The organism is Pseudoalteromonas sp. MMG007 (genome assembly GCF_018100985.1).
Lineage (GTDB): Bacteria > Pseudomonadota > Gammaproteobacteria > Enterobacterales > Alteromonadaceae > Pseudoalteromonas.
Window position 1 is genome coordinate 24,716 of record NZ_JAGJEI010000011.1, and the last position, 23,281, is coordinate 47,996.

The 23,281-nt window shown below is 37.6% G+C and carries 17 protein-coding genes and 1 pseudogene; 11 read left to right on the forward strand and 7 right to left on the reverse strand.

Annotated features, from left to right (window positions below):
• Positions 1-75: 75 nt before the first annotated feature.
• Entirely contained in the window at positions 76-2,787 is a 2,712-nt protein-coding gene (locus tag J8L71_RS13085; RefSeq protein ID WP_211000925.1) for an AAA family ATPase, read from the reverse strand.
• A 490-nt stretch (positions 2,788-3,277) separates the two neighbouring features.
• Here J8L71_RS13085 and J8L71_RS13090 point away from each other — a divergent pair.
• A pseudogene (locus tag J8L71_RS13090) lies at positions 3,278-3,742 on the forward strand (aromatic amino acid transport family protein); the annotation flags it as partial.
• A 129-nt stretch (positions 3,743-3,871) separates the two neighbouring features.
• Here the strand turns inward: J8L71_RS13090 and J8L71_RS13095 are convergent.
• Together J8L71_RS13095 and J8L71_RS13100 are read right to left on the reverse strand one after the other, a co-directional pair.
• Positions 3,872-4,669 carry an alpha/beta hydrolase gene (locus J8L71_RS13095; RefSeq protein WP_211000926.1) on the reverse strand — a complete coding sequence of 266 codons (798 nt, stop codon included), beginning with the start codon at positions 4,667-4,669 and terminating at the stop codon, positions 3,872-3,874.
• 159 nt (positions 4,670-4,828) lie between these two features.
• On the reverse strand, positions 4,829-5,191 hold the full coding sequence (locus J8L71_RS13100; protein WP_096793895.1) for a hypothetical protein: 363 nt from the start codon (positions 5,189-5,191) through the stop codon (positions 4,829-4,831).
• Positions 5,192-5,649: 458 nt separating this feature from the next.
• On the opposite strand from J8L71_RS13100, the gene J8L71_RS13105 reads away from it, so the two are divergent.
• The 4 genes from J8L71_RS13105 to J8L71_RS13120 are packed head-to-tail and all read left to right on the forward strand — an operon-like array spanning position 5,650 to position 9,146.
• Positions 5,650-6,327 carry a phosphoribosylanthranilate isomerase gene (locus J8L71_RS13105; protein WP_008133429.1) on the forward strand — a complete coding sequence of 226 codons (678 nt, stop codon included), beginning with the start codon at positions 5,650-5,652 and terminating at the stop codon, positions 6,325-6,327.
• 58 nt (positions 6,328-6,385) lie between these two features.
• Positions 6,386-7,090, forward strand: a complete 705-nt coding sequence (upp, locus tag J8L71_RS13110; protein WP_232224803.1) for a uracil phosphoribosyltransferase — start codon at positions 6,386-6,388, stop codon at positions 7,088-7,090.
• On the forward strand, positions 7,087-8,001 hold the full coding sequence (locus tag J8L71_RS13115) for an EamA family transporter (protein WP_211000927.1): 915 nt from the start codon (positions 7,087-7,089) through the stop codon (positions 7,999-8,001). The genes upp and J8L71_RS13115 overlap by 4 nt, the downstream gene beginning before the upstream one ends.
• 11 nt (positions 8,002-8,012) lie before the next feature.
• On the forward strand, positions 8,013-9,146 hold the full coding sequence (locus J8L71_RS13120; RefSeq protein ID WP_149613627.1) for an alkene reductase: 1,134 nt from the start codon (positions 8,013-8,015) through the stop codon (positions 9,144-9,146).
• Between the two features lie 376 nt (positions 9,147-9,522).
• Here J8L71_RS13120 and J8L71_RS13125 read toward each other — a convergent pair whose 3' ends face one another.
• Positions 9,523-10,029 carry a MarR family transcriptional regulator gene (locus J8L71_RS13125; protein ID WP_188085234.1) on the reverse strand — a complete coding sequence of 169 codons (507 nt, stop codon included), beginning with the start codon at positions 10,027-10,029 and terminating at the stop codon, positions 9,523-9,525.
• Positions 10,030-10,256: 227 nt separating this feature from the next.
• Between J8L71_RS13125 and J8L71_RS13130 the strand changes: the two genes are divergently transcribed.
• From J8L71_RS13130 to J8L71_RS13155, 6 genes are all read left to right on the forward strand, one after another.
• Positions 10,257-14,135 (forward strand): amino acid adenylation domain-containing protein, encoded by a 3,879-nt coding sequence (locus J8L71_RS13130; protein ID WP_211000928.1) that lies wholly within the window; start codon positions 10,257-10,259, stop codon positions 14,133-14,135.
• A gap of 9 nt (positions 14,136-14,144) precedes the next feature.
• On the forward strand, positions 14,145-14,369 hold the full coding sequence (locus J8L71_RS13135; RefSeq protein WP_247655302.1) for a tautomerase family protein: 225 nt from the start codon (positions 14,145-14,147) through the stop codon (positions 14,367-14,369).
• 12 nt (positions 14,370-14,381) lie between these two features.
• The gene (locus J8L71_RS13140) at positions 14,382-15,326 is read left to right on the forward strand and encodes a pseudouridine-5'-phosphate glycosidase (protein WP_007376272.1); all 945 of its coding nucleotides are present in this window, start codon (positions 14,382-14,384) and stop codon (positions 15,324-15,326) included.
• A 120-nt stretch (positions 15,327-15,446) separates the two neighbouring features.
• Positions 15,447-16,562 (forward strand): efflux RND transporter periplasmic adaptor subunit, encoded by a 1,116-nt coding sequence (locus J8L71_RS13145; RefSeq protein ID WP_007376271.1) that lies wholly within the window; start codon positions 15,447-15,449, stop codon positions 16,560-16,562.
• On the forward strand, positions 16,559-19,651 hold the full coding sequence (locus J8L71_RS13150; protein WP_211000929.1) for an efflux RND transporter permease subunit: 3,093 nt from the start codon (positions 16,559-16,561) through the stop codon (positions 19,649-19,651). The genes J8L71_RS13145 and J8L71_RS13150 overlap by 4 nt, the downstream gene beginning before the upstream one ends.
• A gap of 454 nt (positions 19,652-20,105) precedes the next feature.
• Positions 20,106-21,377: an aromatic amino acid transport family protein gene (locus J8L71_RS13155; protein WP_211000930.1), complete on the forward strand. Its 1,272-nt coding sequence runs from the start codon at positions 20,106-20,108 to the stop codon at positions 21,375-21,377.
• Between the two features lie 95 nt (positions 21,378-21,472).
• Here the strand turns inward: J8L71_RS13155 and speD are convergent, their stop codons facing one another.
• The 3 genes from speD to J8L71_RS13170 form a co-directional block, all read right to left on the reverse strand.
• A complete protein-coding gene (gene speD, locus J8L71_RS13160) occupies positions 21,473-22,285 on the reverse strand; it encodes an adenosylmethionine decarboxylase (protein WP_058549267.1) in 813 nt (270 codons plus the stop codon).
• An 88-nt stretch (positions 22,286-22,373) separates the two neighbouring features.
• A complete protein-coding gene (locus J8L71_RS13165; protein ID WP_104643447.1) occupies positions 22,374-22,787 on the reverse strand; it encodes an OsmC family protein in 414 nt (137 codons plus the stop codon).
• A 96-nt stretch (positions 22,788-22,883) separates the two neighbouring features.
• Positions 22,884-23,231, reverse strand: a complete 348-nt coding sequence (locus J8L71_RS13170) for a DUF3802 family protein (protein WP_211000931.1) — start codon at positions 23,229-23,231, stop codon at positions 22,884-22,886.
• Positions 23,232-23,281: the final 50 nt, after the last annotated feature.

Consider the following 23,281-nt stretch of genomic DNA (forward strand, 5'->3'; position numbering starts at 1 on the left):
AAAGCCAGACCTACAAAAGAGCTCCACCGCAAGTACAACTCTGTTATGTAAAGGTTAATCTCACCACTAAGGATTTTAGCTATGCACAGAGAGTTTTGATTGATTATCTACTCCCATAATTCCAACTTCTGCTTTACGAGACGTTGTATATAAGCTTGTAAAATTAGGTAGCTTAGGTGCATTGTCTAATTTTGAGTTAGGGTTCAATATGGGCTTCCTAAGCCATTCTGAATTACCCAAAATTCTTCCTAAACAATGAAATTTTTCGGGTTCACTAACACTCTTTAATCTTTTTTCTGCATGGTATAACTTGTAGCTTTGCTTCAAACAACATAATAAATACCTACCTTTATTTTTATCTAAGTTCAATTGATAAATAAGAGGCTCTAATTCGCTCGGTATGTCCTTTCCATTAAAGCCAAGGTAATTAATAAGTGCATTTGAATACTTCCTACCATCTTGTACATATAGTAATTTATCAAAAACCTCATACATATTTTCAAGCGTTAAGTTTCTAGCTAAATAGTGAACAAACTTTATTACATGCCTACATGTTTTAGATGACTGCTCAATGGATAAGTTATCATTACCAGACTCTTGATAAGCTAATGTTTGCTCTTCATTAAACTGAAGGAGAATAAATTGAGAATACTTCTCTTGTTTAAACCCATCAAAACTCAGCCACTCTTTCACAAATTCAGGTAAAGGCAACTTTGTCAGTTTTAAAATATCTTTAATAACATCCTGATCTATAAACTCATTATTCAAAATGCTTTGTCGTGTAATACGCTGAATATAATATGACATATTATTAGTACAGCCCACCATTTGTAGATATTCTTTATCAGGGTTTAAAAGCCAAATATCTCTTTCTTTTGGAGGGTCGCTATCTTTTATTTCAACAGTACTAATTTTTATATCTAACATTACCTTTAAATATTCTTTTAGATCACTAGAAGTGTCTTTTTCTAGAAATTTTTCAACATCTACAGGTCCACTATTAGGTTTTGTAGAATCTACAAAGACAATTTCACTATTAAGTTTTGCAAAATCTACAAAGTTAAGATATTTAGAAAATAAGCTAGGTTTAACTTCTCTGAGTGCTAACACCATAAGCAAAGATATAAAATTAATTTCACCCTTTAAGTTACTCTCCCACCAAATCTCATTAGCTCGACGAAGTACTTTTTTTAAAGTACGAATGCTCGGAATTAATTTATTTAACTCAGTTATTTCAGGTTGATAAAAAGCAATTCGTTCAATTGAGCGATTTTTTATATCATCTAACGTCTCCCATGAATACGGGATAACTGTAATCACCTTACTTTGAGTTAAATTCTCATAAATATAATCAACGAGTAAATCTGTAAAATTACTTTTAGTTACATCTTCTCTGTAGTCGGTCGCTTTTGATATCACCTCTGCGGCAACTTCATTCTCATTACCCATTGCGACGATGAAGTTAATATTACTTAAGTTTTTATCTTTCAATCTATCCAGCAGCGCGGCTATATCATTTAAGCGCTTTTCGTTTTCATCGCCAGTGCCGCGATCTACGTCTTGCAGGGTGATCAATAATTTGTGGTTGGTTGCTTCAAGAACATCATTAAGCTTTTTAAAACTTTGCTCAATATCAATTGGGCCTGCGAGTAGTGTGGATGCAAACTGAAATACACTGCCACCAGACTTAAGTGCTTCGGTGTAATGCTTAGGTAACGCACGAAAGGCACACATATCAATATACTGGCTTATATCATCGATAATATGGCTCAATACAACATGCGCAACACTGCCGCTTGCAGCGCCCCATGTTGATATATCACTGTGTATCCAATTAATCTTGTTTTGTTGTTTTACTGTTAGCTTTTCTTTATCAGATGACTCCAATTTTACCTGTTTAGGCTTTTTAAGCTCGCTTGCTATTGCTGCAACAATGCTACTTTTTCCGCAACCGTATGGTCCACATAACGCTATGTGCTGCGCCAAGTCTTCTTCATAATCATCACCTCCGTTACGCAGTCGCTCGGTGATACGCTTTGCATACATCTGTAGGTCGGGCTCTAACTTTTCTTTACTTTTAATAGTTGAGTCATCTTTGAACCACTCTCTGAAATCATCTAGATCCTTAAAATCATCACCTGAATTAACTCCAACAGAGCTGCTTTCGTTGTGCGTTTGTTTTATCTCGCTGCTAGCGAAAAATCTTAAAATAACCGCAAAACAGTACAGCAGGATAAATGTCGTGATAAGCGACCATGGTGTATGGTAATAACCTGATGCGAGCGATAGTGTTACTAAAGCAGCGAATAGGATAAACCACGACTTGCCACCCAGCTTTTTGGCTTTCTCTTTGGTCTCTTGAAACAAAACAAATAATGCAGATGAAAATAGAGTGATGTGTAAATACTTCAAACTAGAAAAAAGTAGAGCATCGTCAAGAAAGTACGGTCTATATGCCGTATTCACAAAAAGATAAACAAGTAATGCTGCTACTGATAACCACACAGCAATTGTCACTGGCGGGTATCGCCAGTTAAACCCAATACTGCGTTTGGGGTGCGATATATAAAACTTATCAAGCAGCAGCTTGATGCCAATACCTGCTAAAAATGCGCTGCTGTAATGTAGAGTTGGATTTACATTTAAAATAGCGCCCCAGCTAGCATAGGGCTCTTGCACAAAACCGACTTGGCTTAAAAATACAGTAATTGTTGCAGCAGTAATTGCGCACAATAAAAGAGAAAGCCAGCGTCTGGCTGTAATGGGAAGAGTTTTAACTTGCGACAATGTTTAACATCCTTATTAATACGTTACTTCGCCAGTGTACACCGCATAAATAATAATCCAAATTCTGCATTACAAAACATTGCTAAATTGAATAACTAATCTAGATTGTATGTAGAAATTACTTTATATGTTCTCACATGGTTAATATATAGAGGTATTATATTAAGGGCCCCCAAGGCAAGCCCTTTATAGAATAAGTTAAACAAGAATAATGAGCTGTTTTACGCTCTAAAAATAGCGATTAAACAATTAAAATTGAGCAAATATCAACCGCAATTGAGTGGTTACTTGCAATAAATCTCTAGCGCAATCTAAATTACACACAAAACCCCTCATCACACCCCATAACAATGTTTTATTTTCATTACACTTAGTAACTAATCTACTACAACGGTTTCGCGAGACAAAAGCGACTAAGCATGAAAAACTACGTTGAAAGTTATATTCTTGTGCGCAATTATTATTTTAAATAATGGATGAGCAAACACATATGACAACATCTCAAGATGCAACGCTTTCAAATGCATCAATAAATAACACACTCTTTTACCTCAAAATAGAACCAGCACGATATACAATGGACGCTAAGTCTATATGGCACGGCCGTTGGTGCGGGTATTTTATTTTTACCTATTAATATTGGTATTGGCGGTTTTTGGCCATTAATTATTATGGCGTGTTTAGCATTCCCAATGACCTTTTGTGCCCACCGAGGCTTAGCACGCTTTGTACTTTCGTCGAAAAATAAAGATGCCGATTTTACCGATGTAGTTGAAGAGCACTTTGGTGTGACTGCAGGTCGGTTAATTTCTTTGTTGTACTTTTTATCTATATTCCCAATTTTGCTTATTTACGGTGTGGCTTAACCAATAGTATTGATAGCTTTATGGTTATTCAAATGGGGATGGATTCGCCTTCTCGCGTATTGCTTTCAGGCCTATTGGTTGCGGGTATTATCCTTCGGATCTTGTTTTTAGTTTAGGACGAAAGTCAAAAAGAAAGATCTGTTCCAGTTTACTCATGATGGCTGTTATAAGTTTTTAGGACTTGCCATTAACAGAAAGCTTTCTAAAAGCAACAACCCTTAACGATTTTGCTGGGCGATAAACGCAAACGAGTGCTGATTGAATAAGTCAGGACGTTCCACATTACAGACATGCCCACAATGGTGAATAGTTTGCAGTACGCTGTTTTTATGACGCTTAACCATTTCTTTAACAGGGCCAAGGAACATATGATCCTCCTTACCCATAATGTACAGAATGGGAATATCAATGTCTTTTTCTTTGAAATATTGCATTAAAGGATTTACATCCATGGCTAATTTAAACCATTTTATAAACTCTTTTTGACACAAGCGCTTTGCTTCACGAACAAACAAAAGTCGAGATTCTTTATGACGCTTTTTCGGCATCATAATAAAAGCAAATAAGCGATACAGCCACATATAAGGCAAGAAGTGTTTAAAAGTATTACCTAAATAAACCAATGTATTACTGCGAGTATTAAAACGAGTAACCGCTCCACCTAGCACCATGCTAGAAACATATTGCGGCGCAATTTCAGCAATATTTCGAATAAGAATTGTGCCCAATGAAATACCAACAAAGTGTGCGCTGGTGATATTGTTATGATCTAACACATCGATAATGTCTTTAGAGACATTATTAAATGAATAATTATTATCAACAAAGTTTTGTAGTAGATTATTCGATTTGCCGTGACCACGAAGATCAAGCAACAACACATTATATTCTTTTTTATACGCTTTAAGCTGACGAAACCAGATTGCCGAACTACCACCGGCTCCATGGACAAATACAACCCATGTTTTACTGGTTTCGTGTGGAAAAATAGTATGGAAAAGAATTTCTGTACTCATTGCAGTTAGCGGCCTATTTACTTCATTTGGCATATTCAATTGCAAGAAGTATAACGGAGTTTAATAAAAATCTCTCATGAAGTTCAGATCAATAGCTTCTACTTAACAACTTTTCGGAGCAGATTTTGATTTTTAAATAAAAACGACTCGCTTCTATTCTCAACGTATTTTAGGCGCTTGCCCGTGAAAATCTAAATACAGTTTTTTAAGTTTGTCAGGAACAAGTGGCCAACCGATTTCAATTCCAATGGGAGTGGCCTTGCAAAATAAGTGCTCAACGTAATAAGTGTCTATGTACTCAAGTTCAGCAGGACTTGCAGAGTCTAATTTTAGACTCATATATGACAAGTGCTTTAGAGCGTTGGTGACTTTATTTTCGTTGAATGCAAAAGTTGTTAAGTTTGCAAACTCTTCCATGCGAAAAGCAAGCGCCCAACTTTCGTGTTTATCCATTAGCGGGATCACATCTGGAAACTTACATTGTATATCCTTAATGAATCTTATTATTTCTTGCTTTTCCATATACTCCCTTGCTGCACATAGTTATACAAATGCCATTGTACCAGCTAAAAATAATTTGGTGGGCCACGGACAAAGCCAACTGTTCTTGTCCGCGTTTACGACCTCGTTAACTTAACGTTTTGATAACCATACCCACACCATATAATTTTTTAAATGCCTAAATATTGTTTTTATTTAAGACTTACGCTCAATACGTTAAGTTTTTTTAAGGCCGCAAACGATTTTTTAGTAAGCTTCCAATCGCCTTGCACCACTTCAAAAACCAACTTAAACTATTGCTTATGTTAACTTTTTAAATAATTACGATATAAAAATATCAGTCTTCAGCAACTCTATGAAACAGCTAAACGTATATTAATTTAATATCTTCATATAAAGATACTTGACACAAAGTTAATTCTTACATATCTTTACTTCGAGATTCTTTACAACCCTTTAACTTTAAATTGGAGAACATTATGAAAAACATTATTCAAGTAGCTGGCATTATCGACCGAGAAGAAGCAAATCTAATGCTGGAGTCTGGCATTGAGTGGCTTGGCTTTCCTTTACGCTTACCTTCTGGAAAAGATGATATTTCTGAAACAGATGCAATGAGCATTATTAAAGGCTTAAGTGAGCCTCAAGCCGGTGTGTTGATTAGCTATATGGTAGATGCTGAAGAAGTGAGCGGTTATTGCAGTGAGCTAGGTGTAAAAGCAGTTCAACTACACGGTGATATTAGTGTGGCAGAAATGAAAAAGCTTAGAGAGCTGCGCCCTGATCTTTTCTTATTAAAAAGCCTTGTTGTGAAAGAAGACAATGCTGAAGAGCTGTTAGAAATTGTTGATACCATGGCTGACTTTGTTGACATGTTTATCACTGATACGTTTAACCCTAAAACGGGTGCTAAAGGCGCTACTGGTTTAACGCATAACTGGGACGTAAGCGCTGAACTTGTTAGACGATCTCCAAAACCTCTAATGATGGCTGGCGGTTTAACGCCTGAAAATGTAGCCGATGCAATCTATAAGGTTAAACCTGCCGCAGTTGATTCACATACGGGATTAGAAGGTAGCGACGGCAGAAAAGATGCCGCTAAGGTGAAGAAATTCATTCGCGAAGCTGAAAAAGCATTTTCGGAGATCAATGCTTAATATAATTCACTGCCAGATTAACACCCCTAATCTGGCAGACTCAAATAGGGAGAGCGTTATGAATGCAAATCAAGTTATTCAAATATATAAAGAAGACTCACAAATACTCTCAAGTAGTGTGATCGAGTTACCGCAAACAAATAGACTAAAATACCTGCATGCAAAAATGCGTGACAAGGTAGCTAGTAAAAGCCAATTCATTTTTTATGCTGATCAAGTGTTTCGTCTGCTGATTGAAAAAAGCTTAGAATTAGTACCATTTAAAGATCTCGATGTAACTACTCCCGTGGGAGAAACATACAAAGGCAAGCAGTTTGCAGATCCAATATGTGCCGTTTCTGTGGTTCGTGCTGGTGAAAGTATGGAAAATGAGCTGCGTCATATTGACTTAAAAATTCCCATTGGAAAAATTTTAATACAACGCGATGTCGTCACAAAATTGCCAACTCTTTATTATTCAAAACTTCCGGATCATATCGCTAAATGTCGCGTGCTGATATTCGAACCTATGTTGGCGACAGGCGGCTCTGCAATTTGTGCTATTCAGGTGCTTATAGATGCTGGTGTTTTAGAAGAAAATATCATTTTTGTTAATCTTTTGTGCTCCCCTGAGGGGATTCAAAAAGTTACTCAGCAATTTAAGAAAATTCAAATAGTTACGTCTTCAATTGAAGAGTATCTAAATGGAAACGCATTTATGATACCTGGAATTGGCGACTTCGGAGATCGCTACTTCGGTACGACCGATGTGGGGGCCGTATGACAAATAAACAACTAATACTTTGGATGTTAGTTGCTATGATTGCCCCAACAATTTGGGGCAGTACATACATAGTAACGACCGAGCTATTACCGCCAGATATGCCTTTAATGGCGTCAACACTTCGTGCTTTACCTGCTGGTATTTTATTGGTACTGATTGGTCGAAAGCTACCTAAAGGCATCTGGTGGGTGCGTTCTATCGTGCTTGGCATACTTAATATTGGTGGCTTTTTTTACTGTTTATTTGTAGCAGCCTATCTATTACCCGGTGGTGTAGCTGCACTTGTTATGTCGTGCCAACCTATCATAGTCATGATACTTGGTGCGCTACTCTTTAAAGATACCCTTAATTTAAGGCAATTTATTGCTTGTGCAATTGCGGCTGTTGGAGTCGCGATGTTGGTCTTAGAACCAAATATGAATTTACCTGTTCAAGGTGTTATTGCAGGTTTAATTGGTGCCGCTTCAATGGCCACGGGAATAGTATTAACAAAAAAATGGGGCAAGCCTGCTGACGTTAATTTATATACTTTTACAGGCTGGCAACTCGTTGTAGGTGGATTATTTTTACTCCCGATTGGATTAGTACAAGAAGGCTTACCTAGTAACCTAACAGTGGACAATATAATTGGTTATTCCTACTTAAGTATCATTGGCGCCTTGTTCGCTTATATAGTTTGGTTTAAAGCTATTGAAAAACTGCCAGTTGTTACGGTGTCTTTTATATCGTTTGCAAGCCCAATCTCAGCAACATTATTGGGTTATTTTATTCTTTCGCAAAGGCTAACGATGAGTCAAACATTAGGCGCAGTCATTATTGTATTAGCCATTGTTATATCTCAAGTACAGCTGTTTAAAAAATCAAGTTCCAATTTTAATCTGGAACCACCATTAAACAAAAAAACTAGTTAAAGGAAGTAAACATGGACAACTTATTTACAGAAGCTCGTTTTGGGAAAATCAACGCAAGCAATCGCTTTGTAATGGCACCAATGAGTAGAAACAGGGCAACAGCTGAAGGATTAGCAACGCCTCTTATGGCAACCTATTATGCTCAAAGAGCAACAGCTGGGTTAATTATTTCTGAAGGTATTCAACCTAACCAAGTTGGTCAAGGTTTTATGAATTCCCCAGGGCTACATAATTTACAACATGTGAAAAGCTGGCAGCCCATTACTGAAGCAGTACATAAAAGGGGAGGCAAAATTGTAGCTCAATTGATGCATTCTGGTCGTATTGGACATCCTGAATTATACCCCAGTGCTCATCAATCAATAGCGCCTTCAGCAATTAAAGCTGCCGGAGACGCTTTTACACCAACAGGGCCAAAGAGCTACCCTACACCAAAAGAAATGACGTTAGATGAAATTACAGCAACCATTGAAGACTTCGCAAAATCAGCTGAATTAGCGATTCAGGCCGGTTTTGATGGGGTAGAAATACACGCGGGAAATGGTTTTTTACTTCACCAATTTATGGCAAGTAATACAAATAATAGAGCCGATCTATTTGGTGGTAGCGTCAAAAACCGTTTAAGATTTACGCTAAAAGTAGTGGCGGCTGTTACACAAGCTATTGGTGCTAAAAGAGTCGGTATTCGTATTTCTCCCGACAATACTTACAATGACATTATTGAACAAGACAGTGAAGTGCTCTACCAAACTCTTATTAGTCAGTTGCCAACTGATCTGGCGTATTTGCATATTATGGAAGCGGCTAACCGTGAGCACACCCAGCAGATCCGTAACCAATGGTTAGGTAAGCTTATATTAAACCCTCACAAATCTTGGCAGGATGGCCCTGTAACCCCTGCTATTGCATCAGATGTGTTAAATGAAAATTTATGCGATGGTGTGGCATTAGGGGCACTCTTTTTAGCAAACCCTGATTTGGTAGAACGTACTAAGTTAAATGCTTCTTTTAATAATGTAGATCCCGATACGTTTTATGGTGGCGACGAAACCGGTTATACCGATTATCCTACAATGGTAGATAAAAGTGCATCGCTATCTGAGAAACAAAGTGAATCTATATTAGAGCGTGTTGAGCTTTCGTGATTAATTTTGCAGCTGTAGGTTTGGTAGTTAGGCGAGGCAGAGTTTATGTCGTGTGATTATTATTCAACGTAAATAGTTGATAATGCTGCGTAAGTTCAAAATATCCGTAGCCCTTAGGTTCGTCCTAGGGGCGATTTACTCTTTGCTGCTACATGGATGTAAATAAAAGCCGTGAGTAGGGCGCGGAAGCTTTGCGCTAATTTACTTATTCTTACATAAAGATAAGTTAGTAAGGTGATGCAGGAGCGTTACCAAACCTACCAAGTTACAAACCTCGCGCCACGATTAAATCGCTCCTCGATTGAACAAATTTTAATCCACAAAGATCAACATGCCCTAGATAGAACAAATTTTGCTCCTGAAAGGCCAACTGGCCTTATTTATAAGTAGAGCTAGAAAGGCCTAAAAGTAATTTTTTAAGTAATACTGCGAGTTGCTGCTGCTCCGACTTATCTAAAGGTGACAATAAAGACTGCCCTTTTGCGATATGCTCCTCTACAACCTGATCAATCAATTGGAAACCTTTCTCTGTTAAAGACACCATAACGCCTCGACGGTCATTAGGATCAGAGCTGCGTGCAACCAAGTCTTTAGCTTCTAGTTTATCGATACGGTTTGTCATTGAGCCTGAGGTTAGCATTAATGTCTGCAATAGTTGGTTTGGACTCAATGTAAACGGTTTTCCTGAACGCCTAATTGTCGCTAATACATCAAATTCGCCACCATTGAGGCCAAAACGGCCAAATACAGTTTGTAATTCTTTGCAAAACATTGCATCGGTACGAACGAGTCGGCCCATAACTCCCATAGGTGAAGGGTCTAAATCAGGTCTTTCTTTATTCCACTGGGCTATAACGACGTCAACAAGATCATTTTTCATCATATCTACTACTCTAATTTAAATTGATAAACCAATATAACTCACAACAACCTCTACAACAAGACTCATCACAACAAGCATCTTCACATAAAGATACTTGACATTGAGATTGTATGTATTATCTTTTACCTAACTTTGTTACATGAGAGTTATGTGTGGTACTCATTTTTAACAAGGCAATTCAAAAATTAGTCATCTATAAAATTTTAAATAAAGGAATAGGCATAGAAATGAAACTACATAACCAACTAAATCGAACCGAAAACCTTGAGCAAGATCAGATATCTTTTTTGGGAGAAAGTGATACTCGAACATTGTTTGATTTAATTCAAAAGCAAATTATTGAAACACCTGATGAAACTGCAGTAATTAGTAACCAAGGAGATTGGAGCTATAAAATGCTGGATAAAAAATCAGCTAACATTGCCTCTTTACTCCATCAGCATGGTGCTAAGCAAGGTGAATATGTTGGTTTGTTTGTCGATCCATCGCCTGACTTAATTTTTGGTGTGTGGGGAGCTATTTATGCAGGATGCGGATACCTTCCACTGTCTCCTGAATACCCTGAAAAACGTATTAGCTATATGCTAAAAGACTCTAAAGCGCGCTTAGTTTTAACCCAAGCACATTTAAAAGAGCAAATTACTGCATTGGTTAGCAGCGACATTACTGTGATTTCAATAGATGATGTTGATGATAATACGTCATATTATGCGCCACTATCACAAGATAGCCTTGCTTATATGATTTACACCTCTGGAAGCACAGGTGATCCAAAAGGCGTCATCATTGAACATAGCAGTATTGTTAATCAGCTTCTGTGGCTAAAAGAAGAGCATAGCTTTAGCCAATCAACTCGTATTGTACAAAAAACGCCTTTTAGCTTTGATGCAGCCCAATGGGAGATTTTAGCTAATGCAATCGGTATTTGTGTTGTTACAAGTGAAGTAGGAATGTATCGCGATCCGCTTGCACTTATTGATTTAATCATTGAAAAACAAGTGACCGTTTTGCAATGTGTTCCTACCCTTTTACAAGCCTTGCTTGATTCGCCTTGTATTCAATTGTGCAACTCATTGTCTCACGTGTTCAGTGGGGGTGAAACGCTTACTAAACAGCTCGCCTTACAATTTTTTGAAACACTGCCTGAAAAAGATCTAATCAATTTATATGGGCCAACAGAATGCACAATAAATTCATCCAGCCATAAAGTAACGCCTCATACTTTAGAGCAAGCGTTTGATGCAATTACTATTGGTAAGCCTGTAGCCAATACTCACTACTATATACTTGATGAACAGTTAAACTTAGTTGATGAGGGTGAATCTGGTGAGCTTTATATTAGTGGTGTGCAGGTTGCTAGAGGTTATTTAAACCGTAACGATACAACGCTCGAAAGATTTATATCTAATCCTCACAATAGCGAGCCTATGCATAATACGCTCTATCGCAGTGGTGATATTGTAAAACGTGATAAAGAAGGTAACACACACTTTTTAGGTCGCGCCGATAATCAAATTAAATTACGTGGTTACCGTGTAGAGCTTGATGAAATTAGACTTGCCATTGAAAAGCATGATTGGATAAAAAATGCCGCAATGGTTGTAAAAAATGATCAGCGTACCGGTTTTCAAAATCTTATTGCATGCATTGAATTAAATCATCGTGAAGCCGCTTTAATGGATCAAGGCAAGCAGAGTGAACACCATCAATCTAAAAAAAGTAAATTACAAGTTAAAGCACAACTCTCTAATGCTGGATTTAGACAACCACAAGCGCTGTTAAACTTACCCGTATTTAATTTACCAAATAAAAACGCATCAAAAGAGCAAACTGAAACTGTTTTTGCTCGTAAAACTTATCGTTACTTTGATGGTGGAAATGTGTGTGAGCAAGAAATACTTAACTTACTCAAAAAACAAAAATCAGAGATCCCTACACGCCCTGTCAGCGCATTAGAATATGATGAATTTGGTCAAATCATGAGATATTTTGGCCAGTTTAAAAGCAAGCAACGCTTACTGCCCAAGTATGGCTATGCATCTCCAGGCGCCCTGTATGCTACGCAGTTATTTTTAGAAATACATAATTTATTTAATTTAAAATCGGGTATTTATTATTATCACCCTGAACTACATACCCTGCATCTTGTACGCTCATTAGCGCCTGCAAGCACGGTTAAATTAACTTGCCATTTTTTAGGTAAACAATCAGCTATAGAACCTGTATATCAAAATAATATATTAGAAGTTTTAGAAATGGAAACAGGCCATATGCTTGGCTTATTTGATCATATTTTACCTCAGTTTGGCCTTTCAATTGGCGCTGCTAGTTTTGACAATGAATACCAAGATTACTTAGCTGTTCACGAAGATGACGCCTACTTAGGAAGTTTTGATATTAGCCAACATAGCGAAACTGACTCGCTTTCAAATGTTGAGACCTTAGTGCAAATTCAAAATGTAGATGGTTTAAATTCAGGACAATACACCGTTCAAGATAATCAGCTGACACCCCTTTCTGATCAGCTAATTGAAAAGAAAAAAGTGATTGCCATTAATCAGCAAGTCTATGATAGAGCTTCTTTTGGTATTTCTTTACTTAATCATTCTACAACGGCTTGGCGACACTATATTGATTTAGGTCGTAAGTTACAGCAGTTACAAATGAACGACTTAAACATAGGTTTAATGTCTTCTGGTTATAGCTCAAAATCTGGTAATAATTTACCTTCAGCCAATCGTATTGAAGAAATTTTATCTGATGCGAACTGTACAATGAAACCATTTTATTTTTGCATTGGTGGAAAAATTTCAGAAGAGCAAAAGCGCAGTGAAGGTATGAAAGAAGACGCTATACATATGCGTGGCCCCCTTGAAATATTGAATCATGATTTACAAAATTCGCTACCTAGCTATATGGTACCTAATAAAATTATAACTTTTGCTGAATTCCCACAAACAGCGAATGGGAAAGTCGATTATCTCGCTCTAAAAAATTCAGAGAAACTTAATAATATTGAAAATAAGGCTGCCTACATTGAGCCTCGAAATAAATTAGAAGAGAAAATAGCTGATATTTGGCTCCATGTTATGAAATGGGACAAAGTATCAGTCCAAGATAATTTTTTTGAAAGTGGTGGAAACTCTTTAACAGCCGTTACATTTATGAATACTTTAAATAAAGAGTTGAGCATTAGTATCCCAATGCAAGCTATCTTTCAAGCCCCCACTATTGAAGCACTTGCTCTTTATATTAAGCAAAACGATAACAGCTCACATAGTCGGTTGATTAATTTAAATAACTCTACACAAAAATCGCGAATTTTCTGCTGGCCTGGTTTAGGTGGGTATCCAATGAGCTTAAAACCTTTAGCTGAAAAAGTGGCCGATGAAGCGACGTTTATTGCGGTGCAAGCGCATGGCCTTAATTGTGATGAAGTTCCTTACGATACAATACAAGAAATGGCAGAAGCTGATATCAAGCTAATCAAAAATGAGCAACCAACGGGTCCTTATACGTTATGGGGATACTCTTTTGGGGCGCGTGTTGCATTTGAAGTGGCGCATCAACTTGAAGCAAGTGGCGAGACCGTGGAAGCACTTTATCTCATTGCACCAGGCTCACCTAATCTACCTCAGTATTCACAAAAAGAGCAGACACCTTGTTTTACTTCTCCTGCATTTGTCACCATTTTATTTTCAGTGTTCTTTCAAAAAATACAAGGCCCGGTATTAGAACAATGTTTATCGACAGTGACTAATAAACAACAGTTTATTGACTTTGTATGTACGAATCATCGCACTTTGAATCGAGATGTTGTCAGTAAAATCATAGAAGTAGTAATGCGCACTTATGAGTTTAAATATACATTCACAGAGTTGCTTGAACGCCAAGTAAAAGCACCAAAAGTGATATTTAAAGCACAAGGAGATGATTATTCATTTATTGAAAACATTCCTGAGTACAACGAAAAAGAAGCGATAACACAACACTTACAAGCAGATCATTACGCATTATTAAAACATCAAGGTGTTGATGAGCTGTTTAATAGCATTGTGCAATCTCAAGGTTCTTACGAGAGCCATCGTTCATTATTAATAGCGTAAGGACGCAATATGCCGCATATCAACATACATTATTTTGATTCTCACGTATCCAGTTCCACCAAGAATAGGCTCGTGAAAAAAATTTCGGCACTGATAAGTAAAGAGTTTAAATGCAATAACGACTTTATTTCAATCGCACTGCATGCAGAGCAACCGAAAAATTGGCAACAACGTGTTTATAACAAACATATCATTCAGCAAAAACATAAATTAATTAAAAAACCAAATTATTAGAGGAGAAATAAAATGAACAATACAAAGATAAATCTTGTTATTAAGCCTGAAATTAAACGGGCTCTTGAGTTAGGGCTTGCGGTCGTGGCGCTTGAGTCTAATGTTATAACGCATGGCTTAGATTACCCTGAAAATAAACACACCGCGTTACAAGTAGAAGCAGCAGTTCGTGAGTCGGGTGCAATCCCTGCAACCATTGGAGTCGCTAATGGTAAATTACTAATTGGTATGGATGAAAGTGAAATTGAGTTATTTGCAACAACCGCAAATATACCTAAAGTCAGCACGCGTGACTTACCCGTTGTATTAGCGACTAAGCAATTGGGTGCAACCACCGTTGCCTCATCTATTATTGCAGCTGAGTTAGCAGGAATATGCTTTTTTGCATCTGCCGGCATTGGTGGCGTTCATAGAGGAGCAAACAATACGATGGATATTTCTTCAGATCTTATGCAATTTACACGTTCACGGGTTGCCGTTGTATGTGCTGGTGCAAAAAACATACTCGATCTAGGTTTAACACTTGAATACTTAGAGACCCACAATGTCCCTATTATATCTTATCAATTTGATGATTTCCCTGCATTTTACTGTCGCTCAAGTGGCTATAAAGCACCACAACGGATAGATGATGCATCTATTTTAGCCGACATAATTGAAACCCAATGGCTGCTTGATAATAAGCGCAGTGTATTAATTACAACACCCACTAAGCTCGAAGATGCCATTGATAGTGATGATGTTAATGATGCTATCAACGCGGCAATTAGCTCGGCTCAAGCGCAAGGGATCAGTGGAAATAAAGTCACTAAGTACATTATGAAAGCAATTGATGAAGTAACTAAAGGGCGTTCAGCTAAAGCTAACAGTGCCGTTTTGATCAATACAGCGCGTGTTGCAGGGCATTTAGCTGTTGCCCATGCAAAGCAATCTAGTAATAAAAGAGAAGTAGCGTAAAAATAATGGGTGAAGTTTATTGACAAATTTTTTTAATTATATATCTTTATATAAAGATACTTTACATAAACAAACTTCACCCAAGCATATTACCTACTAGATGCACACAAGGAGCTAATTATGAATTTCATTCCATGGATTACAACGACAGGCATACTAGCAATTTTAATAGCGGGCAGCTTTGCAGTTAAAAGTAACATCATTGATGCGCGCAGCAATATAGGCAATGAACAATCGGCTAATGTCGAAGCTATGTATGTAGAAAAAGTTGCTCATCAGTCACATATAGATATTAGCGGTATCGTAAAAGCCCCTAAAACATTATCGTTAATTAATGAATCAGCAGGTAAAGTTACAAAACTCTATTTGCAATCTGGCGGTATTACTTATGCAGGTGATACGTTACTCGAAATAGAACACGAGGAGGAAAAAGCACAACTGCAAATAGCTAAATCACGCTTTGAACTACAAAACACCACCGTAAAGAGATATAAAAGCCTTTATAATTCAAATAAATTGAGCGCTCAGCAATTAGATGAATCAACGGCTTTACTTGCTCAATACCAAGCAGAAATAAATCTACTCTCAGCTAAAATTGCTAAAAAAGTGATTACAGCACCATTTACAGCCCGCGTTGGTATACATGACTTGCAAGTCGGTCAGTTTTTACCTGCTAATACAAATCTAACTCAGCTCATTGGTATTGAAAAATATATGTGGGTCGATTTTTCTCTCCCGCAAACCTATACAGAGCTAGCAATTAATACGCCGGTAGTATTAACGCTACTTGATGACACACAGACAGAAATAATTGCACAAGTAGCTTCTGTTGCACCAGAAATGTCAAAACACTCAAGACAGCTGAAATACCGTGCAAAAATTACATTAGGAAATACTAAACTAAATTCAAATCAACTCGTTAAAATTAAGGTACCTATTGGCAACAAAAAAGAGGTTGTTGCGATCCCATATTTAGCAGTTATTAAAGGCAAATTAGGGAACTATGTATATTTATTAAATAAAGACGAGGAAGGAAAAACATACGCTAAGCGTACACAAGTTGAATTAGGCGAACGTATTGGGGATCTCGTTATGATCACCAATGGCTTAACCTCAGGCGCATTAATCGCAAGTCATGGAGCATTTAAATTGCGTGACGGTTTAAGGGCATACTTGCTTAATTCAGAGCGTACTGTAGCTATGGAAGATACGTTATCTCCTAAGGTATCATTATGAAAAACAATCATTTTATGGATCGATTCATAACACAACCAACACTTGCAATCGTTTTATCCGCCATTATTTGTATTGCTGGGATTTGGTCAGTGCTTAAGGTGACTGTGCTACAGTTTCCAAAAATTGAAAGTTCATCTTTAGTTATTTCAACTAACTACGTAGGCGCATCAGCTGAAACAGTTAAAGGTTTTATTACAGAACCAATAGAACGTATTTCCGCTACGGTTCCAGGTGTTGATTATGTTGAATCAGTCACAATTGCAGGGAACAGCACTGTAACAGCTTACTTAAATTTAAACGAAGATAGTACTCGGGCTTTATCACAGCTTACTGCTCGTCTTAGCCAAGTTAAATATATGCTCCCGAATGATACTGAGGATCCCATTGTTAGCGTTAAGCGTACCGATCGACCTCATGCGCTATTTTATTTAAATATAGAGCATCAGGGCGAATCACTTACACAACTAACCGACTTTTTATCAAGGCAAGTGACTCCTATAATTACAGATATTGAGGGTGTTCAAAGAGTCGCAATTGAAGGCAGTAGAACGCCTGCGATGCGCGTGCATTTAAATTCTGCAAAGTTAGAAGCATTTGATCTTAGCGCTGACGATATTTACTCCGCGTTGGCTGCAAATAATACAATAGCTACGCTAGGTTATATAGAAACTAATAAACAAAAAATTGATCTGGTCGCTAATACACAATTGAAAAGTATCGATGAATTTAAGCAGTTAATTGTAAAACGTATAGATAATGATGTTATATATCTGAGAGATGTAGCCCATATTGAACTTGGCTCTGAGCAGCCAACGGTAAGTGCTCGCTTAAATCAGCATGATACTGTTTATATTTCAGTTTGGCCGCAGCCAGGTGCAAATGAAATTGAAGTTGGTGACGCACTTTACGCATTAACCGATAAAATTAATAAGACTTTACCGGATGGTATCAGCATTGGTTATGCCTATGATGGTACTTTATATATGCGCGATGCATTAAATGAGATTTTTAAAACACTTATTGAGACGGTTATTCTAGTAGGCGTTGTTGTTCTTTTTATGATGGGATCATTTAGAAGCTCAGCGGTACCTTTAGTGACTATTCCTATTTCAATATTAGGTGCTATTGCCGCAATGTATGTCGTCGGTTTTTCGTTAAACTTACTAACCGTGCTCGCTATTGTTCTCTCTGTTGGCTTGGTGGTTGATGATGCGATTGTTGTTGTAGAAAATGTTTCACGTCATATTCGTGCAGGAAAATCTAAAATTGACGCTGCGCTCACAAGCTCCAAAGAGCTGTTTGTACCAATTGTATCAATGACTCTCACACTAACAATGGTGTATTTACCGATTGGCTTTCTGTCTGGACTTACCGGCGTATTATTTAAAGAATTTGCTTTTACCCTAGCAATATCAGTGCTTATATCAGGCATTGTTGCCCTCACACTTTCACCAATAATGAGCGCGTATGTTATCCCTGCTGAAGGGCAAGAAACTAAATTAACAAAAAAAGTAAACTGGGTATTTGATCAGCTAAGAAATAAATATGCGTTGTTACTTACTCTTTTATTGTCGTGGCGAAATCAAGTGATTGTCGCTGCAATTGCGTTAAGCCTTATGATAATACCATTTTACCAAGGTGCACAAAAAGAGCTTGCGCCAATTGAGGATCAAAGCAGCATATTTGTACTTGTACAATCCCCCCCTGAGTCATCGTTAACTTATAATGAAGATAACATTCGTGGCATGGTTGATAGCTTATTAGAAATACCCGGCACAACTCAAATGTGGCAGAACATTTTTACCAATAGTGCTTTTGGCGGTATTGAATTTATAAGTGCTAGCGAACGAGATTACACTACTAAATCAATTCTTCCTGAGGTTTATGGACGCTTGGCTAAAACCCCTGGAGTCAACCCGTTGCCCATTCTTCCAGCGCCACTTCCTACTGCGGGCCAATTCGATGTAGAAATGGTCGTTAAGTCCAGTGATAGTTTTGAAATAATGCAAAGCTATGCAGGGCAACTTATAGGTAAAGCATTTGCTAGTGGGCACTTTTTATACGCAGACACTGATTTAAAAATCGATTTACCCCAAATACAATTACAATTAAAGCGCGATAAAATTGCCGATTTAGGAATGGATCTCGCTTATGTCAATCAGCAACTGAGTGTTCTTTTATCAAATAACTACGTTAATCGATTTGATGCGCAAGGAAAAGCTTATCAGGTAATCCCTGTTATTGACCGAAATGTAAAGTCAGATCCTGGAAAACTACTAAGCTTAAACATTAAATCAATTAATGGAACCAGCGTGCCATTATCTGCAATAGCTGAAGTTAAATGGGCAACAGTTCCTAGACAATTAAATAGCTTTGGACAGCAAAATGCCTTTCGCATATTTGGAGCCGTATTACCTAACTCCACAAAAGAAGAGGCACTTTCAGCATTAGAAAATGCCGCAAAAGAATTACTCCCCCCTTCATACACTGTTGATTATGCCGGAGAGTCTAGACAAATAAGACAACAAGGTAATAGTTTATTAGGCGTTATGCTCATTTCACTGGTCATTGTTTACTTACTGCTTAGTATCCAATTTAATAGCTTTCGAGACCCTCTAGCTGTGTTAATTGGGAGTGTACCTTTGGCAATGGCTGGCGCGTTGATGCTATCGTATTTTGAATTAACGACTATCAATATTTATTCTCAAATCGGTTTAATCACACTCATTGGTCTGATTGCAAAAAACGGTATCTTAATTGTCGAATTTGCAAATCACCTACAAGAGCAAGGTAAAAGCCGCATAGAAGCCGTCATTGAATCTGCATCAACCAGATTAAGGCCTATTTTAATGACCACTGCTGCCACTGTTCTTGGGCACTTCCCATTATTAATGGTATCTGGAGCAGGGGCTGAAGCCCGAAATAGTATTGGCATTATATTAGTAGCAGGAATGCTTATAGGAACCCTTTTTACTCTTTTTGTATTGCCTGCTTTTTACGTAAAACTGGCTTCAAAACGAGTACCTAAAGAAGTAAATAAAAGTAACCTTTGCAGTTCAAATGAAAAATCATCTTTTGCTATTAGTTGAGGTTTGTTGACCTCTCAGGATTAAAGTTTGTTCTATCTAGGGGAAATTTAATCCCGGCGCGAGATTTATAACATAGCCAGCTCGGTAACAGCTCCTGCGTTACCTTGTTGGCTTACATGCAAACATGCTGTTGAAAATTCAACGACCAAAGATCAACACGCTCTAATAAGCTAAAGCTCTTATCGCGATAAATTATGTAATATCTGCAGCGTATAAAAAACTTTGTTTCATACAAAAAACCTGACAGCAGTTACTTCGTTCAAATAAACAACATATTGTATAATTATTACTTTATACATTGCTCACTTTTAAATCGCTGTTTCATATTCATGACAGTTAGTCACTAAACCACTACAACTAATTCATTCTAAAACCAGCTCAAAACATGAAAAATTTAGTCAAAAACTATATTCTTCGGCGCAATTATTATTACAAATAATGGATGAGCACACACATGACAACACCTCAAGGTGCAACGCTTTCAAATGCACCAATAAATAACACACACTCTTCTACCTCAAAATGGAACCAACACGATACACAATGGACGCTAAGTCTATTTGGCACGGCCGTTGGTGCGGGTATTTTATTTTTACCTATTAATATTGGTATTGGCGGTTTTTGGCCATTAATTATTATGGCGTGTTTAGCATTCCCAATGACCTTTTGTGCCCACCGTGGGTTATCGCGTTTTGTGCTTTCGTCAAAACACAAAGATGCCGATTTTACCGATGTAGTTGAAGAGCACTTTGGTGTGACTGCGGGTCGATTAATTTCATTGTTGTACTTTTTATCTATATTCCCAATTTTGCTTATTTACGGTGTGGGCTTAACCAATACCGTTGATAGCTTTATGGTTAATCAAATGGGAATGGAGTCGCCGTCTCGCATGCTGCTTTCGGGCGTATTAGTTGCCGGTATGATAAGCCTTATGATGGGCGGTGAGCGATTAATGCTACGTGCTTTTGCAATTTTAGTGTATCCGCTTGTAGGCATATTATTCTTTTTATCACTTTATTTAATACCTAGCTGGCAAATGCCTGATATGAGCTTGCCTGAAGCGGGCAACTTTACTAAAACGCTGTGGTTATCAATTCCTATTATTGTATTTTCGTTTAGCCATGCGGCGGCTATTTCAAGCTTTGTAAATGTGCAGCGTGGTCATTACGACAATCAAGCGACTAACAAAGCTGAGGCTATTTTAAAGCGTACTAGCTTATTGCTTATTACCTTTGTACTGTTATTTGTGTTTTCTTGCGTGCTGTCGCTTACAGGCGAGCAGATGGCGGCAGCTAAAGCCGCTAACGTATCAATTTTATCGTACCTTGCTAACATTACGAGTAATTCGTTTATTGCTACCCTTGGGCCACTTGTTGCGTTTATTGCTATTACCTCGTCGTTTTTAGGTCACTTTTTAGGTGCTCGCGAAAGCTTTACTGGTTTGGTTACTAAGCAAACTAGCTTAAGCGCAAAAGTAGCTGACAAAATTGGTGTAGTAATTATGTTTTTTGCTATTTGGTTTTGTGCGGTTAAAAACCCAAGTATTTTAGACATGATGGATCAGCTATCTGGTCCTATCATTGCGATGATTTTGTTTATTATGCCTATGATAGCCGTTTACAAAGTACCTGCACTTCATAAATACCGTAACCGCTTAAGTACATTGTTTATATTAGCGGTTGGGTCGCTTGCTGTGTTTGCACTTATTTACAGTATGCTTAAGTAACCTTTTAAACGCTTAGCTAAATTAATTAGCTGGGCTTTTTTAGACATAAAAAAATGGCGCTCACTGAGCGCCATTTTTAATTTAAATCGTTATGCTTATTCTGTGTCTGGCAGGTTACGGCCATAGAATATTTCTTGCATTTCGCGAGTCAGTTTAGAGCGAATTTCTTCTTCTTCTTCATCCGATAACTCATCAGTAGAAAGGCCGAATAAATACGTATTTAAGTCGGTTTCTTTTAACATCATTTTGGTATGAAACAGGTTTTCTTGATACACGTTTACGTCCATCATTTGGTACGCTTCTTTGGTATCTTCTGTCATGAAGTTTTGAATAGAGTTAATAGCGTGGTCTATGTAGTGTTTAACACCGTTAATGTCGCGGGTAAAACCACGTACACGGTAGTCAATTGTTACTACGTCTGACTCAAGGCTATGAATTAAGAAGTTTAACGCTTTAAGTGGCGAAATAATGCCACACGTAGATACTTCAATATCAGCACGGAATGTACAAATACCATCATCAGGGTGAGCTTCTGGGTATGTGTGTACACAAATGTGGCTTTTATCTAGGTGCGCAACAACTGAATCAGGTAATGGGCCTGGTGCTTCGTCAGCATCATAATTTTGCTGCTCTTCTACTGGTTCTTCAGAAACCAAAATAGTGACACTTGCGCCTTGCGGTTCATAATCTTGGCGCGCTACATTTAAAATGTTGGCACCAATAATATCAACAACTTCACCTAAAATGTCGGTTAGTCTATCTGCACTGTACTGCTCATCGATATATTCAATATATTCTTTACGTTGTTGCTCGGTCTTTGCGTAGCAAATATCGTAAATACTAAAGCTCAAACTTTTAGTTAAATTATTAAAACCATGAAGTTTAAGTTTATCGAAGGGTTTGTTCATAATAAACCAACCTATAAATTAGTGAAATCTGCACCTGCAGAATGAAAAGTTCGCGGATTTTATACGAATTTTCCTTATGGAAAAAGCGTTATTTTACCTGATCTTGCACAACTTCGTGGCTATGGGTAATTTCTACTGTTTTATCAAGCATTAAAGCCACTGAACAATACTTTTCTGCAGAGAGCGAAACCGCACGAGCGAGGTGTTTTTCCGACACATTATTGCCTTTAACAACAAAGTGTAAGTTGATTTTAGTAAATACGCGCGGGGCTGTTTCTGCGCGCTCAGCACTTAATTGCACTTGAACATCTGAAAAGTCTTGTTTTGATTTTTTCAAAATGCTCACCACATCAACCGATGAACAACACCCAACTGACATTAAAACCATTTCCATTGGGCTTGGTGCTGCGCTGTCGCTGCCACCATCAAAAACAACATTGTGGTTAGAATTAGAACGACCAATAAATGTATCGCCTTCAACCCATTTTACATTTGCTTGCATCTGTTTATCTCAAAAAAATATTTTCTTGATTGTATACCAATCTGCATTAATAGGTATATAACAGGCGCACAGTTAGTAAAAGGCACTCACTAAAAATTAAGACTCTTGTGTTACTGCGCTATCAAACAAGTTTTTAATTAAGCTTGCAAACTCGTCTATAAAGGCATGCTGTTCAACCGTAACAGGCTGTGAGGTAATGCTACTGAGGACTTCTTCTAAATCGTACACTATACCGTCAACTTCGCGCACAATTTGACTACGCTGTTCGGTATTAAGGTTTGTGTGTTGCTCACAAATAAGCATAACGTTTTGAGCTATTACGTCTTCTATGAGTTCCATAACGGTAGGGGCACCGGGTTTGATTTCGCCTGGCTTCTCAAATAAAGCTAAATTTTGAGTTAGATACATGATCAAGTCATCGTACCCTTGCCTGTCTAAAACCATTACTGTCACCTCTAAAACGTATATTTTCCTGATTTAATCAGAAAGTGCCG

What these genes read in the sequence shown, in the direction of transcription:
- J8L71_RS13095 (WP_211000926.1), bottom strand. Translation starts at nt 4,669, where the DNA reads ATGAGTACAGAAATTCTTTTCCATACTATTTTTCCACACGAAACCAGT.
- J8L71_RS13145 (WP_007376271.1), top strand. Translation starts at nt 15,447, where the DNA reads ATGAATTTCATTCCATGGATTACAACGACAGGCATACTAGCAATTTTA.
- J8L71_RS13135 (WP_247655302.1), top strand. Translation starts at nt 14,145, where the DNA reads ATGCCGCATATCAACATACATTATTTTGATTCTCACGTATCCAGTTCC.
- J8L71_RS13105 (WP_008133429.1), top strand. Translation starts at nt 5,650, where the DNA reads ATGAAAAACATTATTCAAGTAGCTGGCATTATCGACCGAGAAGAAGCA.
- J8L71_RS13165 (WP_104643447.1), bottom strand. Translation starts at nt 22,787, where the DNA reads ATGCAAGCAAATGTAAAATGGGTTGAAGGCGATACATTTATTGGTCGT.
- upp (WP_232224803.1), top strand. Translation starts at nt 6,386, where the DNA reads ATGAATGCAAATCAAGTTATTCAAATATATAAAGAAGACTCACAAATA.
- J8L71_RS13155 (WP_211000930.1), top strand. Translation starts at nt 20,106, where the DNA reads ATGACAACACCTCAAGGTGCAACGCTTTCAAATGCACCAATAAATAAC.
- J8L71_RS13150 (WP_211000929.1), top strand. Translation starts at nt 16,559, where the DNA reads ATGAAAAACAATCATTTTATGGATCGATTCATAACACAACCAACACTT.
- J8L71_RS13115 (WP_211000927.1), top strand. Translation starts at nt 7,087, where the DNA reads ATGACAAATAAACAACTAATACTTTGGATGTTAGTTGCTATGATTGCC.
- J8L71_RS13140 (WP_007376272.1), top strand. Translation starts at nt 14,382, where the DNA reads ATGAACAATACAAAGATAAATCTTGTTATTAAGCCTGAAATTAAACGG.
- J8L71_RS13125 (WP_188085234.1), bottom strand. Translation starts at nt 10,029, where the DNA reads ATGATGAAAAATGATCTTGTTGACGTCGTTATAGCCCAGTGGAATAAA.
- J8L71_RS13170 (WP_211000931.1), bottom strand. Translation starts at nt 23,231, where the DNA reads ATGGTTTTAGACAGGCAAGGGTACGATGACTTGATCATGTATCTAACT.
- J8L71_RS13130 (WP_211000928.1), top strand. Translation starts at nt 10,257, where the DNA reads ATGAAACTACATAACCAACTAAATCGAACCGAAAACCTTGAGCAAGAT.
- speD (WP_058549267.1), bottom strand. Translation starts at nt 22,285, where the DNA reads ATGAACAAACCCTTCGATAAACTTAAACTTCATGGTTTTAATAATTTA.
- J8L71_RS13100 (WP_096793895.1), bottom strand. Translation starts at nt 5,191, where the DNA reads ATGGAAAAGCAAGAAATAATAAGATTCATTAAGGATATACAATGTAAG.
- J8L71_RS13120 (WP_149613627.1), top strand. Translation starts at nt 8,013, where the DNA reads ATGGACAACTTATTTACAGAAGCTCGTTTTGGGAAAATCAACGCAAGC.